The following is a 17,351-nucleotide window of genomic DNA, read 5'->3' on the forward strand; positions in this document are numbered from 1 at the left end:
TAAAAATCCATTTTAGGAGTGCTGTGTAAAATGCTGAAAAAAAAGATCGAATTATCAGAGATCCAAAAGGGCATCTATTTTGAATGCCAAACAGGAGAAAAAAATAATTATAATATCTCAGCAGCAATAAAAATAAAAAATGCAGTAGATATTGCGAAGTTTGAAAAGGCATTACAATTGTTGGTGAATGAACAAGCGGCACTGCGCAGTCATATTGAATTACTAGATGGCAGTGTGTCCATGATAATTAACGAAAAAGTAGATGCTGCTGTTCATTATTATGATGTTTCTAATGAAAATAATAAAAAGAGAATAGATGAAATAGTTAACGAAGAGGTTGGCTATGAGTTTAATTTATCAAAGGCACCGCTTTTTAGGGTGTCCTTGATTAAAGAGGATAATAATGTATTTATTCTAGTACTGAATCTTCATCATATTATTGCTGACGGAGTGTCACTTGATATTTTTATCAAAAAACTATTTACCTATTATTCCAATTCGCTAAATGGTGAAGTAATTGAATTAACAGAAGACTGCGGATTTTTAAATTTTGTTGAAACCGAAAATAAAAAACTTGCGAATGGCAGCTATGAAAAACAAAAGGAATATTGGCGAGAAAAAGTAAAAGATGCAAATGCTTTGAACTTTCCAAAGGACTTCTCGAATGCTCATCATAACGGGATAGGGAAAGAGAAGTCTTACCGAATTTCAAAGGATTTAATGAACAGTATAAAGAAAGCATCTCAAAAAGAAGAAGTGACGCCGTTTATTTTCTGTTTAGCGGCATTTAGTGCATTGATGGGAAAATGCTGCAATGAAAAGAATGTAGTAGTATCCAGTCCATTCACAAATAGACCAGGGTTTGACTTTGAAGAAACGATAGGATGCTTTATTTATACATTGCCATTAAGTGTAACAATCGACAATCATAAACCATTTAAAGATGTTATTGAGGCAATGTATGAGGAAATGATTGGGGCATATAAAAATATTGGGTATCCCAACAATTTAATTGCCCGTGAAACGGAATCTAGTATCTATACAGGGATTCAGTCAATCTTCGATATTACCTTCGTATATGACAAATATAGTAAACCGACATGGGAAGGCGTAGAATGTGACACATTTGAACTGGACAATACGATGTTCCCTGGAAATATGATGGTAATCCTTGCTGAAATGCCTGATGGTGACATGATTAAGATTCAGTACAAGTCTGATATCTATGCAGAAGAAATGATCGAAATGCTAGGAAGACGTTTTATTAAACTGTTAGAAACTGTAACAGCGCATACGGATGTACTAGTGAAAGATATCGACTTATTTTTGGAAGATGAAAAAGAGCAAATTTTGAATACTTTCAATCAAAGTGCATTCTTCGATTATAAACCAATGCATATTATAGATATTTTCCATGAGCGAGTTCACACGCATAAAGAACATACAGCACTTCTTTTTGATAATGGCAGCATGAGCTATGAAGAAGTCAATAAAAAAGCGAATCAGATAGCAAGAAAAATATTGCAACATAAGAAAAAAGAGAATGAAGTAATTGGTGTACAGTTAAAACGTTCTAAAGAAATGGTTCTTACTATATTAGGGATTTTGAAAGCGGGCTGTGCATATGTTCCAATCGAAAATTATTATCCTGAAAATCGAAAAAATTATATTTTTAACGATGCCGATATCAATATTTTAATTACATCGAAAGACTTGGAATATGATTTTTGTCAGGATAAACAAATTATTTTTGTTGATGATAATGAAACATACAGCGGGGATGATAGCAATCTTAATATTGTATTAAATCCTTTTGACTTGGCCTACATTGAGTATACTTCAGGTTCGACTGGGGAGCCAAAAGGGGTAATGATTGAAAACCATAGTGTAGTCAATACCATTATGGATTTGGAGAGACTTTTTCCTGTCCAAGAAGAGGATGTTTATCTATATAAAACACCTTTTTCATTCGATATTTCGGGAACGGAACTGTATGGCTGGTTTATGGGAAAAGGTGCTCTGTGTATTTTAGAACATGATGGTGAGAAAAATCCAGAACTTATCTTAGAATGTATAGATCGCTATCATGTAACCCATATCAACTTTGTACCAAACATGCTCAAGGTGTTTTTAGAACTGTTGAATGTAAAAAATAATAAAGAAAAGTTACACTCCTTACGATGGATTTTTGTTGGAGGAGAGGCATTAACTGCTGATATAATTGATAAATTTTTTGACATGAAACTACCTGTAAATCTTGAAAATGTTTATGGTCCGACAGAATGTACAATGTGGGCTTCACATCATTCTATTCAAAAATGTGAGCGTGTTTCAAATGTACCGATTGGACATCCATTAAATGAAATTCGATGGTATGTTATTGACGAAAATAATCAACTTCAGGTGGTAGGTGTACCTGGTGAGTTATGTTTAAGTGGAGTAGGATTGGCACGAGGTTATCTCAATAAAGAAGAACTTACAAATGAAAAATTTTGTGAAAATCCATTCTACGATGAAAGAAAAGATCCCGTTTGGTTTAAGAAGATGTATAAAACAGGTGATTTGGCAAGATGGCTTCCTGACGGCAATATCGAATTTATGGGGAGAATGGATCACCAAGTTAAAATTAGCGGATTGCGGATTGAACTGGGGGAAATTGAAAATGCAATGGTTCAGTTTGCTGGCATTTTAGAAGCTGTAGTAGTTACGAAGCAATCTTCCAGCCATTTACCTGTACTGTGCGCTTATTATGTTGCTCCACAACAAGTGCCTGTAGCTGATTTAAGAGCATTTTTAAGTCATTATGTACCTGACTATATGATCCCAGCATTCTTTGTTCATATGGAGAAACTGCCGATTAATAGTAGTGGGAAAATAGACCGAAAAATACTTATTGCAGATACTACCTATAATCATCACACTACTAAAATTAATCAGGTACCAGAATCTGAATTAGAGACAATTATTGCTCAAACTTGGAAAGAGGTATTAGAAATTGATCATGTAGGAATAGAAGATAATTTCTTTGAAATCGGTGGGCATTCCATGGCTGCGATTCTAGTACATAGCAAATTAAAGCAAGTACTTGATATGGAATTTTCTATTACTGTTTTATATCAATTCCCAACGATACGTCTATTATCTGAGCACATGATGAAAAACGAAAAGGTAGAAATTCAGGACAGAAAGAATTTTTTCAAGAGAAAGAAAAAATCAGTCTATTCTGACATTGCCATCATTGGAATGGCAATTGACGTTCCAGGTGCCGATAATATTAAAGATTTTTGGCATAACTTGAAACATGAAAAAGAGAGTATCCATTTTTATAATGATGACGAACTTCGTAACCTTGGCATTAGTGAAGACATGATTCATAACAGTAATTATGTAAAGGCTAAAGGTCGTGTAGAAGACATTGAATATTTTGATTCAGAATTTTTCGAATATACACCGAGCGAAGTAAATCTTATGTCGCCGCAGTTAAGGCTTTTGTACAAAGGAACATGGGAGGCATTGGAGGATGCGGGATATTATCCGGAATCGACAGAAGATAAGATGGGTATCTTCATCGGTGGTTCAGATGATTTCCAATGGTATAACGAAGCGTTGGGCAATAATGACAATTACAGCGATATGTATCAAGCATTTACTATGAGTACGAATCATTTCCTCGCAACAAGGTTAGCTTACAAATTTAATATTAAAGGGCCTGTGTTCTCATCCCTTACTGGATGCTCAACGACCCTCGTGACAACACATCTAGCATGTCAATCACTGATGTTAGGAGAATGTGATATAGCCATTGCTGGTGGTGTTACTGTTGAACTTCCAAATGATGGTGGTTATATGTATCAAGATGGGATGATGTTTTCATCTGATGGACACTGTCGTCCATTTGATGCGGAAGCTAGCGGTACAATATTTTCAAATGGAATGGGAATTGTTGTATTAAAGAGACTAGATGAGGCACTTGAAGCGGGAGATCATATTTATGCAGTTATTAAAGGCTCTGCTATCAATAATGATGGAAGTCAAAAGGCAGGTTTTACTGCGCCAAGTGTAGAGGGACAGGCAGAGGTAATAAGAGAAGCTTATAAACGAGCAGAAATCGACCCCGAAACGGTAGGCTATATTGAAGCACATGGAACAGGTACTATATTAGGCGATCCAATTGAGGTTGAATCGTTAACAAAAGCATTTGCCACAGATAAAAAAAGATACAGTCTCTTAGGTTCTGTAAAAGGCAATATCGGTCATACCGATACGGCAGCAGGTGTAACAGGATTAATAAAAGTGGCATTAAGCTTAAAGAATCGATTTATACCTGGGACAGTAAATTATAAAAATCCTAATCCAAAGATTAATTTCGATGAGACACCATTTATTGTACAAAGTAATGGCATGGAATGGCAAAATGACAACAACCGTCCTCTTAGAGCTGGAATCAATTCGTTTGGTGTTGGTGGAACGAATGCACATATGGTATTGGAGGAAGCACCGCCTGTAAAAAACAGCGGTGAGGAAGAAAAGACCAACCTGTTCCTGTTTTCAGCAAAAACAAAAAATGCATTAATTGAAAATATAAAATCAACGCTAAAGTATGTTGCGTCAGATCAAAGTATAAACCGTTCCGATGCTGCTTGGACATTGATGGCGGGCAGAAAGCATTTCAAATATAGAAAAGCCATTGTAGTGAATGAGCATCTTGGAAGAGATATAAATGTCGATGAGTTTATAGAAGAAATTCTTGACAGTGAATTTAAAAAAGCTAACGAAGGTAAGCATGTTTACTTTATGTTTTCAGGACAGGGCAGCCAATATCAAGGAATCGGAAGAGAATTATATTACGCAACAGACAGCTTTATAGGTAAACGTTACCGCCAGTATGTTGATGAAATATTCGGCTATCTAAATGAAGAAGAACAACATGAATTCTTTGATATTATCTATGGAAATGCCGATTCCTCTCTCGTTAATCAGACAAAATATAGTCAATTTGCATTATTTGTTACGGAATTTTCACTTGCCAAAATACTGATGGATGTTGGAATAATGCCAAAGGCGTTTATCGGACACAGTATTGGTGAAGTGACAGCCGCAGCAGTTGCAGGCGTATGGAGTCTTGCTGATGCCGTAAAAATTGTCAGAGCCCGTGGAGATATTATGCAGAAGCAGAAGTCGGGTGTCATGCTTGCTGTAATGAAAGGTGTAGACGAAGTGAAAGAAATGCTAATTGAGGGCGTATCGTTAGCATTAAATAATACTTCGGATCGTTGTGTCGTAGGTGGAACGAAAGAAAAAATAGAGGCATTTGAAAAAATAATGTCAGAAAAAGGTATTGATGCGACAATACTTAAAACCTCACATGCATTCCATACCTATATGATGCAGGATGCCGCAATGGAGTTCGGCGAATATCTCAAAGCATTTCAATTTAACAATCCATCCATTCCGATTGTTTCAAATGTCACTGGTGAATGGGTAAAGGAAAATGAAATGTGCACGCCAACATATTGGGCAGAACATATTATAAACCCAGTACAATTTGATAAAAACCTAGCATTAATCTTACAAGATGAGCATGCAGCATTTATCGAGATAGGTGGAGGAAGATCTTTATGTACCTTTGCATTACAGCATAAAGAGAGAAAAGAAGGGCAAATCTTCCTGAATATTTTACGACACGCAATAGAAAAAGAACATGATTTGGACTATGTTTATGCAAAACTTGGACTTGCATGGAGTGCTGGAGTAAAACTAAATTGGCAGAAATTTATGGGCAGTAACGTCCGCAATAGAGTGTCGCTACCAGTCTATCATTTCGAGAAAAAACGATACCCTATTACGATTACAATAGCTCAAGAAGGAAATACAGTGAGAAGTAATCCAGAAATGCAAAAAGTACTCGAAGCTTCAGAGCAAATTACGGCAACGATTGAAAGCAAGGATTCTTTAGAGGAATGCATTATTGAATCTTATAAATCCGTACTGGGATTTGAACATATCACAGAAAATCAGGATTTCTTTGAATTAGGCGGAGACTCATTAAAAGCGGTAAGCCTTTCGAATGTGATAGAGGGTAAAACAGGTATAAAAATAGCTGTTACTGAAATATTTAAACATACGACACCAAAGAAAATGAATGCCTATATCGCTAGTTTGACTGGACATTCTGTAAATAAAAATAAAATAGTCCCATTAAAAAAAGCTGCTTATTATAATACTTCTTCCGCGCAAAAACGTATGTATAGTTTGCATTTGCTGGATAAAACAAGTACCGCATACAATCTTCCTTCAGCCACTATTATAGAAGGAAAACTAAGTGAGGAAAAGGTACGACAAGTTGCTGAAAAACTATTGATGCGACATGAAATATTAAGAACGTCCTTTGATATCAAAGATAATAAAGTTGTCCAACTGATTGAGGATCATGTAGATATGGAATTAACTTTTACTGAACAATTGATTGACAATGATGATCAAGTAAAAGAATTAATTGAGGATTTCATAAGACCTTTTGATTTATCGAAAGCGCCTTTATGTAGACTAAAATTAGTGACAGTTTCAGATGAGAAATCCATCCTATTATTCGATGTACACCATATTATTGCAGACGGGACATCTGTTGAAATATTGACAAAAGATTTTAATGATTTATATGTGTCTTCGTTGCCACCATTAACTGTGCACTATAAAGATTTTGCAGAATGGCAAAATCAGTATCTAGCATCTGAAAAAATAAAAGAATCTAAAAAATATTGGACTGAAATGTTTAAAGATGGGATTCCTGTATTGGAGCTTCCGATTGATAAGGAAAGACCTGCAATCAAAACTTTCGCAGGAAAAAGAATTCATTTTTCTATTGAAAGTGAAATGGCGCAGAGATTGGAAAAGTTTGCACAAAAAAACAGTGCCACAATGTATATGACGTTACTAAGTGCTTGGTATGTATTGCTTCAAAGATATTCTGGACAGGAAGACATCGTGATTGGTTCACCGGTAGCAGGACGTACAACGGATGAAGTCAAGGATATCATGGGTATGTTTGTTAATATGCTTGCGATAAGAAACAAGCCAATGGCAAAGAAAAAGTTTATCGATTTCTTCCATGAAGTGAAAGAAAATACCATTCAAGCATTAAAAAATCAAGAGTATCAATTCGATGATTTGATTGAGCAATTGGATATTACACGGACACTTAATCGCAATGCACTGTTCGATGTTTGTTTTGATTTCCAGAACATGGAGACTCACGATTTGAATATTGATGGCATAAAAATTAGTCCGTTCCAATTTGATACGCAAACTTCAGCTTATGATTTAGTTCTAACGTGTCAACAACAGAGTAAAAATAAAGACATTGACTGCTTTATTGACTTTTCAACTGATTTATTTAACGAGGATACGATGGAGAGAATGCAAAGTAATTACAAGACAATTCTTGAAAGTATCTTAAAGGATAGCGAAACGCTAATTGGCAAAATGAATGTAGTTTCTTCTATAGATAAAGACAACATCTTAAGACAATTGGAAGAGACAAAGCTTGATCTAGCAGATCAAGTAACACTTCACAAAATGTTTGAAAGAAATGTCGATAAACATCCAGATAAAACAGCATTGATTACTTCAGATGGTACAGTCTGGACATACCGAGAGTTGAATAAAAAGGCCAATATAATTGCCCACAAGTTACTATCCTTACATGTCGAACACGAAGATTTAGTCGGTATTATGACAACAAGGAATGAAAATATGTTAGCTGGTATGCTTGGCATTTTAAAAGCAGGAGCTGCCTATGTTCCGATTGATCATAATTATCCAAAAGAGCGAATTGACCATATGATTCAATTAAGTAAACCAAAGGCATTGCTAGTAGATCGAGATAACGTGGGAACAGTTGATTATAACGGGATCAATATAGACTGTAGAGCATTAGAAGCACACGAACAAAATATTAAAAATCCTGAAGTGACCTGCAACGTAAATTCACTAGCCTATACGATATTCACTTCTGGATCAACAGGAAAACCAAAAGGCGTTATGGTCAATCATGCATCTGTCGTTAATTTTATCTACGATATTGTCAATAGAAGGCTATTTAGAAATGAAGAAGATAGAGTCATTTGCTTAACGACATTATCTTTTGACATTTTTGCATTTGAATCCATTGTACCAATGTGCACAGGTCATTCTATATACATGGCAGATGAAATTGAACAGCTAGATTCAACTTTAGCTGCACAAAAAATTATAAAGTATGGCGTTACACATATTTTAAGTACGGTATCAAGAATTAAAGCATTTGTCGATAATCCTGCGTTTGCACCAGCATTATCACAGTTGACATGTATTTTAAGTGGTGGAGAGAACTTCCCAATTCAATTACTTAAAGATATTAGATCAAAATCTCTAGCAAGTATCTATAACATGTATGGGCCATCTGAGACAACTATATGGTCAACTACAAAAGACCTTACACATTCAGATTATATAAGTATCGGCAAGCCAATTGCCAACACACAAATTTTTATTCTGAATGAAGAACAACAGTTACAACCATATGGAGTTTATGGAGAAATATGTATTGCCGGAGAAGGGCTTGCAAGGGGCTATTACAACGATAAGCTAGAAACAGATAAAAAGTTCACTTTAGTAGAAGATTTACCTGGTATTAAAGTTTACAAAACGGGTGATAGAGGGAGAATGCATGCTAATGGTGAAATCGAAATTTCTGGTAGATTAGATAATCAGATTAAAATCAGAGGGTATCGAATTGAGCTAGGTGAAATTGAAAAAGCTGCTTTAGAACATCAAAATGTCAATATGGTTGTAGTAAAAGCGGATGAAGATGCAGATTATAACAAAAATTTGACATTATATTATTGCCTAAAGGATGATGCTCCTAGTGCAGCAAGAACAGATTCACTATGGCTAAAAAAATGGTTACAGTCAAAATTGCCAAATTATATGTTACCAACTGAATATATGCAATTAGATAAGATGCCTGTCCTTCCGAATGGAAAGATAAACAAAAATGCATTAGCAACTTTAGATGAAAAGAAAGTAACTGAAGTTAATATGCCACCAAAATCAGTACTTGAAAGTGAAATACTGAATATTTGGAAAGAGATTTTACAAAAAGACCATATTGGTATCTATGATAACTTCTTTGATGTAGGAGGGAATTCCTTCACATTAATGATGGTCAATAACAAGCTTAATAGTGAGTTAGGGCTAACGATTCCAGTCATGAAGCTTTTTGAATATCCGACCATCGATGGTTTAGTTCAAGTATTATCACAGGAAAGTGGTAAGAATGGTAGCCAAAACGAGACGAATGCCGAGGAACCATCATTTGATCAAGATTATTTTGATGATGACGGTTTTGATGAAGCCTTCGAGGATTCAACTGAAGCGTTGAATGCCGAGGAAATTCGTAATGACGATGTAGCTGTAATCGGTATGGCATGTCGATTCCCAGACGCAGAAAACATTCATTCATTCTGGCAGAATATTGTCAATGGCAAAGAGAGTATTCATTTCTTTAATGATGATGATCTTTTACAGAGTGGCATTCCTAAAGAAGTATTTGAGAAAGAGAACTATGTAAGGGCAAAAGGCTTCTTAAAGGATGTTGAATATTTCGACGCGAAACTATTTGATTATTCGGATAAGGAAGCTAGCATGATGGACCCTCAAATACGTTTATTGCATCAATGTACGTATGAACTATTGGAAAATGCGGGATACAATTCATTCGACTATGACGGAAAAATTGCTATGTACGCTGGAAGTGGTTCCAATCTGTTATGGATGTCGAAGTTTGGGAACAACCAGAATGACCTCATCGATGCATTCGAAGCAATCACATACAATGAGAAGGATTTTCTGACAACTAGAATTGCATACAAGTTGAATTTAAAAGGTCCTAATATGAACATTCAGACGGCATGTTCTACGTCACTTGTTGCGATCCATCAAGCAGCACAGATTGTCATAAATGGAGAGGCAGATATGGCAATCGCTGGTGGAGTAAGTATTTCCTATCCTAGAAAAGAAGGCTATCTATGGCATGAAGGCATGATTTTTTCAAAAGATGGCCATTGTCGACCTTTCTCTAATGACTCTTCAGGTACGGTTTCTGGGAACGGATGCGGCGTCGTATTGTTAAAACCTTTGAAAAAAGCTTTAAAAGACAATGATCATATATATGCAGTAATTAAAGGCTCTGCCGTTAACAATGATGGCATTGACAAGATTGGCTATACTGCACCAAGTATTAAGGGCCAAACAGATGTCATTAAATCTGCATTAGGAAACGCTGGTATTAAACCAGAGGAGATTAGTTTTGTAGAAGCACATGGTACGGGAACCTCTTTAGGAGATCCAATTGAAATAGAAGCTTTAAAACAGGCATGGGGAACGAATAAAAAAAATTACTGTGCCATTGGAGCGGTAAAAGCAAACATCGGTCATCTAGATGCAGCAGCAGGAGTGGCAGGATTTATAAAAACAGTTTTAGTGCTTGATAAAAAAGTAGTACCACCATTGATTAATTTTAATCAGCCTAATGAAAAACTAGATCTTAACAACAGTCCATTTTATTTCAATACTGAGGCGAAGAAGCTAGATACAACTCATGGGAAACTAAAAGCAGCAGTTAGCTCTTTTGGCATCGGTGGAACGAATGCACATATTGTTTTAGAAGAAGCGCCAAAGTAAGGAGGTATGGAACAACATGCAAAGAGACAATATTTCATACATTTTACCTTTCTCTGCAAAGAGTTGGGAGGCTTTGAATAATACCTCTGCGCAAGTGATGAGTTATTTAAAGGAACTCCATCATATTGATTTAGCAGATGCCTCCTGGACCCTTCAAAAAGGGAGAAGAGCATTAGAACATAGAAAAGTGTTTGTTACGAGCAGAAAGGACATGGAAAGTAGTACTTTCCATGTCTGCAGTAACAATGGGAAAAGGAAACAAAATCTAGTATTGATATTACCTAGTGTACAAGATGTTAATATTTTATGGAGAAAAAGCGGGACGGTAGAAGGTCTCTATCCCCTATTAAAAGGTTATGAACGTACAGTAGAGCAACTATTAAAAATGTTACCACAGCAAACTGCGGAAAAAGTAAGAAGCATTGAAAATGACGATAATGAAGTTAAGTGTTATAGAGCATTGCTAGGTGGATATGCATGTGTCCAGATGCTAAGGGAGCTTGGCGTTCAACCATCCGCATTAGTTGGGGAAGGGATTGCTGAACTTGTCGCTATGGTTTGCGCAGGTGCAGTGACGTTGAGAGATGCGATTAGCATAATTCAAACATATGGACAACTTGCTACGTATGAAGCCATTTATGAAAAATATGCTATAAGAAAAAAACAAATTCCGTTAATAAAAAAGCCTGGTATAAAAGCTAAACAACATATTGAAGATGCGCTTGTCATAAAACTTGGCAGTAGTGATTTAGAAAATTCGATTACAAAACGATGTATGACAAATGTTGAAGATGAAAATGTCTTGAATCTGATAGAAAATCCGAGTGATAGCTATATCAATAATGTTTACCGCCTTATCGGGGACCTATGGTGTAGAGGGATAAAAATTGATTGGGATACGCTTAGTGCTACTACTTCTTGTTTAAAAAGAATTGCATTACCAACTTATGTCTTTGATAAAAAAGAATATGATAGTGACGTAGTAAATGGCATAAATCCTTTAACAAGTAATAAATCCATACATTCTGCTATAGAAAAAGATGAAATAGAGCAACTCGATCCTGCTATTGTATTAAGGAAGCTTTGGGAAGAAGTAATTGGTATAACGGATATTCAGAAAACAACTGATTTCTTTGAAATGGGTGGAGATTCACTGAATGCAATTATGCTTTCTTCTAAAATCAAGGAAACATTAAAAATTGAATTTCCAGTGTCTGACGTATTTATTCATTCAACATTTGGCAAAATGGAAAAATATATTGATGCTCATTTAGATCAAAAATCAGTAGATGTAATTGAAAAGCTTGGCGTTCAGAAATATTATGAAGCATCCTCTGCGCAAAAGAGAATGTACATAATGAACGAATTGGTTGAGGATGCAATCCCGTATAATTTTGCAGCCGTCTATCATGTCAAAGGAAAATTACAGCATACTAAAATCCAACAATGCTTTTCTAAAGTGGTCGAAAGACATGAGGCATTCAAAACTCGGTTCGACATGGTCGATGGTGAAATAGTTCAAATTATTGAAGACAATGTCGATTTCAGAGTGAAGTTTCAAACGGTTGAAAAAGAGCGGTTAGAAGAAGCGATAACAGCAAATTTAAAGCCATTTAACCTTGAAAATGCACCATTATTGCGCGTAACTTTTATTAGCTTAAATGAGGAAGAGCATGTAATGGTTCTGGATATGCATCATATTATTTCAGACCAGAGTTCTTTAGATATCCTGCTAAAAGAAATCGGGCTCATTTATCAGGGTGAGGAGCTTCCAAATTTAGAGATACAATATAAAGATTTTGCTAAATGGCAAAACGATTTTTATAACAGTGGAAAAGTGCAAAAGCAACTGGAATATTGGAAAAATGAATTTAAAGAAGGTGTTCCAGTACTAGATTTGTATACCGATTATGACAGACCAGAATTTATAAGCTATGAAGGCGGTCAAATTCACTATTCTTTTGAACATAATCTAAATCAAGGAATTCTTGCTTTCACTAAGAAGCATGGAATCACACCATATATGTTTATTATGGCAGCCCTTAATATAATGCTTTGGAAATATACAAACCAAAGAGATATTGTCATTGGTACCGTTATCTCAGGCAGAAACCACGCAAAATTAGAATCGATTGTCGGTATGTTTGTTAATACTTTGGCTATTAAAAGTGAGCTTGATGAAGATACACCACTAGAAGAATTTCTTCAGTATACAAAAAATAAGCTAGTCAAATCTTATGATAATCAAGATTGTCAGTTTGAATTGCTAGTGGAGGAACTTGGTATACCAAAGAGTGTATCTAGAAATCCGTTATTTGATATTTTGTTTAATTACATAAATATTGGTACGGATGAGGTCAATATTGAAGGACTTTCCTTAACACCATATGAAAATAACGAAATTAATGTGAAATTTGATATTAGTTTTACATTGGAAGAAAAGAATCAGCAATTTTATATGGATATTGACTATTCAAAAGCTTTGTATAAAGAAGATACGATTCGTGTCATGGGCGAGCGACTCATTTATATCATTTCGCAAATGCTAAAGGATGTAAACGTAAAGCTTAAAGATATTGATATGATGACTGTGGAAGAGCGGAACTGGCTTATTGAAACAGTAAATCAAACGACTACGGATTATCCAGCACATAAAACAGTGTTATCTATTTTTGAAGACTATGCTAGAGATACGCCAAATGCTATTGCTATTGAATGGTTGGAAGATAAAATTTCTTACAAACAGTTAAATAATATGGCCAATCAGTTAGCTGAAAAACTTAAAGACCGAAATGTTGGATACCAAGATAAGGTGGCCATACTTTTAGACCGCGGTTATATGCAAATTGTTAGTATGTTGGGCATTATGAAACTTGGTGCTGTCTATGTGCCGATTGATCCTAAATTTCCTCAAGAAAGAATTGATTATATTCTAGAGGATTGCCAAAGCAAAGTAATTATTACAGATTATTCTTTGGAAGAGAAAATAAGTGTAGAAATTGAAAAATTCTTAATTGATAAAGGTGAAAATACACTCAATAGAGAACACGATATCGGCATAGAATCTAGCCATACATCGCAATATTTCAATAGTGATGATTTGATTTATGTTATCTATACGTCCGGTTCTACAGGTAAACCGAAAGGAACATTAATTAAGCATAAAAATGTCGTTCGTGTCGTGAAGAATACGAACTATATTGATATTAACGAAAATGACCGCATTATGCAGATATCTAATTATGTATTTGATTGTTCTGTATTTGATATTTATGGCGCTTTACTAAATGGTGCTAATCTTGTCATTATTCCAAGAGAGACCTCCCTTGATATTCCTTTGCTAGCGGAATTTATAGAGAAGAAGGAAATTAGTGTTTTTTGTATTTCAACCGCTTTATTCCATATGTTAGTTGACGGGAAGGTCGAATTTTTAAAGAATGTACGTAAAATCATTGTAGCGGGAGAGCAGATTTCGCTTACACATGCACAACAAACAGTAAATCAAATTGGCAAAGGGAAGCTGATTAATGCCTATGGTCCAAGCGAATCGGCAGTATTTGCAACATACTACCCGATAGATGATATAGAGGATGTTTCCATTATTCCTATTGGTATTCCATTGTCTAATACAACAGTTTATGTTGTGGACGAAAAGAAACAGTTGGTACCGATGAACGTTGCAGGTGAATTATGTTTAGGTGGAGATGGGGTAGGAGTAGGGTATCTAAATAGAGAAGACCTTACAAATGAAAAATTTATTACCCTTGAGGCAGTAGGCGGTAAAAGAGTGTACTGTACCGGCGATAAAGTGATGTGGAACAGCAGAGGCCAACTTGTATTTTTAGGTCGCAAAGATTTTCAGATAAAACTAAGAGGATTCAGAGTCGAGCTTGGAGAAGTTGAGAGACATATTAAAAATATTGATGGAATAAAAAATGTCATTGTTACTGCTGATAGGGATCATCTAGACACATTATCTATGACGGCTTACTATACGGTGAATGAAAATCATCATATAGAAAAATATGATGGCGATTATGTGCGCAATCATTTAAAAAATAGATTACCTGAATATATGATACCGTCTAAATTTGTGGTCTTAAAAGAATTCCCTCTCAACTTTAGCGGAAAAGTTGATCGAAAAGCGCTTGTAAACGCTGAACAATATTCTAAAAAAGTTATAGTGCAGGATGAGCCAAGAACACCTTTAGAAAAAACGATTCTGAAAACAATGCAGATGATACTGGATGTCAAGGAATTTGGATTGAAAGATAACTTCTTCCATTTCGGTGGTCAATCAATTAAAGCCATTGCATTAGTGAAGGCATTGTCAAACAAAGGTGTGGACCTCAAGATAAATGAAATTTTCCAGTACCAGACAGCAGAAAAAATTGCTGCATCGATAGAACCGCTTGCGGAAGTATCGCCGCCTAGGATTGATAAAATAAGTACAAGCAAAAATATAGCATTAAATGCGAAACAAATTACTAGTCTTGTAAAGAATGTGACTGCTCGTATTGAAGGTCTCTCCGACATTATCGCAGCATCTGATACGGTAATGGCATTTTCTCTATCTCCAATTCAGAAAGGTCATATGTCAAAAGGGTCGAACTATAGTGGATTTATAAACCATTTCGATGGAATAATTTCGAAAAATAGAATAAAGAATACTATTGCAGACGTAATAAGTAACAATCAGTTGCTGCATTGTTCATTGGTGGAAACCAATGGCGAAAAGAAATGGTGTGAACATGAAGTACTCAAATTAGAAACCATTATGAGTAATTATCTTACATATGTAGATATATCTATGTATACCGAGAGTGTAAAAACAACTATCATCAATAAGCTTAGTGAAGAAATACTTTTAAGAACCTACTCAAATAATGAACTACTATGGCGAATGTGTGTACTAAAAGAAAGTGATACGAGACATCTTATTATCTGGGGTGCTGATCATTTAATTTTCGATGGCATGAGTGCCGAGATTATCAAATCCCAGATTGAACAAGGATTAAAAGGTACAACGAGCATCGAAACAGCTATTCCAAGTTTTAAAGAGTATGTTGATGTGCTAAACCAAGGGCCAATAGGGATTAGTGAGAAGGAGCTAATTGAAAAATTTCATTTGGTGAAGTGGAGTGAAAATAATCGTAAGGTAATGGCACAACCAAAAGGTAACGCAACCTTACAAAATAATATAGAAATTATCATTCCTTTATCAGATAAAAAGCATTTAGATATTTGGTGGTATGCGTTTGATTTTGTATCTGATATTTTAAGAGATTACACAAATACAGAAGTCATTCCCTTTGTAATGCTGGAGTATGCGAGAAGTTATCAGGGGAAGGATTTTTATAATAGCGTAGGCGAGTTTTTAGATATTGTACCGATTATTAGTGAAAAAGGAAATAAAACATCAGTTGAAACGGCCATTCAGCTTTGTAAAGAGCATTCCATCAATTATCTCGCATTACTGGGGGAAGAACGATTTAGTAAGGCGTATCCAAAATTAAATCAACTCCTTAGAAAATACTATTTCAATGATAAACAGTACTGTAATTTCATCCTCTATAATTTCCAAGGATTTGTTAAAGTTGAGGAGAAACAAGCATTTAGTCATAACAATACTGAAAACAGCCTTGCCCGTATGTCTGTAACAGTAAATTACGATAGTGACCACCTGTACATTGAATTTGAAGATGTTATTGGAATTGATGAGAAAAAATTTAGAACTATTGTAGAAAAAAGAAGCGAACAAGGGAGGGTATCACAATGAAAAATAAATATTTAACGATTTATTTAATTATTACATTTGGCTTATGTTGGGGGCTTGCATCGGCATCTATGATTTTTAATGATTTTTTTACAAAACTTTTTGGTGAAACGTCCTTTACGAACCCGATTGTTATGATCGCTTTGTATTCGCCATCCATTGCAGGTTTATTTGTTTATTGGTTAATGGGCGGCTTTGAGGCGATCAAAAATCTATTTTCTAAGTTTATTCCTAGAAAAAAAGATTTGATATGGTTTCCAATCATTATCGGTTTGTTTCTTCTTTATGTAGGTAGTATTCATTATGGTTCCATTGCTGTTGGTTTTGAAGTACCAGAGATGACATTAACTTTTAAGCAAATGGTCATAGAAGTAGTTAAAAATCTGTTTGAAGAAGCAGGAATTCTTGGTGGAGTACTTGGCTGGATCGGGTTTTTAATGCCGTATCTTCAGAAAAAATATAACAGTAATATAAAAGCGGGTGTGATAACAGGTCTTATATTCGGCATCTATGTATTACCAGGTTATGTAATTACATCATTTGAATTGGCAGCTATCTTCCCATTGTACGTTATTCAATTAATGTTATTCCTTATTTTTATTAGTTATATGTTTAATGCGACAAACGGAAATCTACTCTTTTACGTTTTATTATTCTGGCTCATTTCATCAGGTGCGAGACTGGAGTTATATTACTTTAATGCACAAGTTCAATTATTGCAGATTGCATTTTTCGCAATTTCTGTTGTTATTATGCATTTCCTTACGAAGAAGAGAAATATTGAACAAAAGCTTCAAGTATTACCCGAATATGTTGGGATTGGAGCATAATATTTAGTTGAAATAGGAGAAAT

3 protein-coding genes are annotated in these 17,351 nt (G+C 35.1%); all 3 read left to right on the forward strand.

Going from position 1 to position 17,351, the window contains the following annotated elements:
- The first annotated feature begins 30 nt into the window (after window positions 1-30).
- From MKY08_RS05600 to MKY08_RS05610, 3 genes are read left to right on the forward strand one after another with little or no spacing between them, the layout of a single operon-like run.
- Window positions 31-10,722 (forward strand): hybrid non-ribosomal peptide synthetase/type I polyketide synthase, encoded by a 10,692-nt coding sequence (locus tag MKY08_RS05600; RefSeq protein ID WP_069509916.1) that lies wholly within the window; start codon window positions 31-33, stop codon window positions 10,720-10,722.
- A 16-nt stretch (window positions 10,723-10,738) separates the two neighbouring features.
- On the forward strand, window positions 10,739-16,501 hold the full coding sequence (locus MKY08_RS05605; RefSeq protein WP_069509914.1) for a non-ribosomal peptide synthetase: 5,763 nt from the start codon (window positions 10,739-10,741) through the stop codon (window positions 16,499-16,501).
- Window positions 16,498-17,328: a hypothetical protein gene (locus tag MKY08_RS05610; protein WP_176723145.1), complete on the forward strand. Its 831-nt coding sequence runs from the start codon at window positions 16,498-16,500 to the stop codon at window positions 17,326-17,328. The genes MKY08_RS05605 and MKY08_RS05610 overlap by 4 nt, the downstream gene beginning before the upstream one ends.
- Window positions 17,329-17,351: the final 23 nt, after the last annotated feature.

This window comes from Lysinibacillus sp. FSL M8-0337, assembly GCF_038593855.1.
GTDB lineage: Bacteria > Bacillota > Bacilli > Bacillales_A > Planococcaceae > Lysinibacillus > Lysinibacillus sphaericus_D.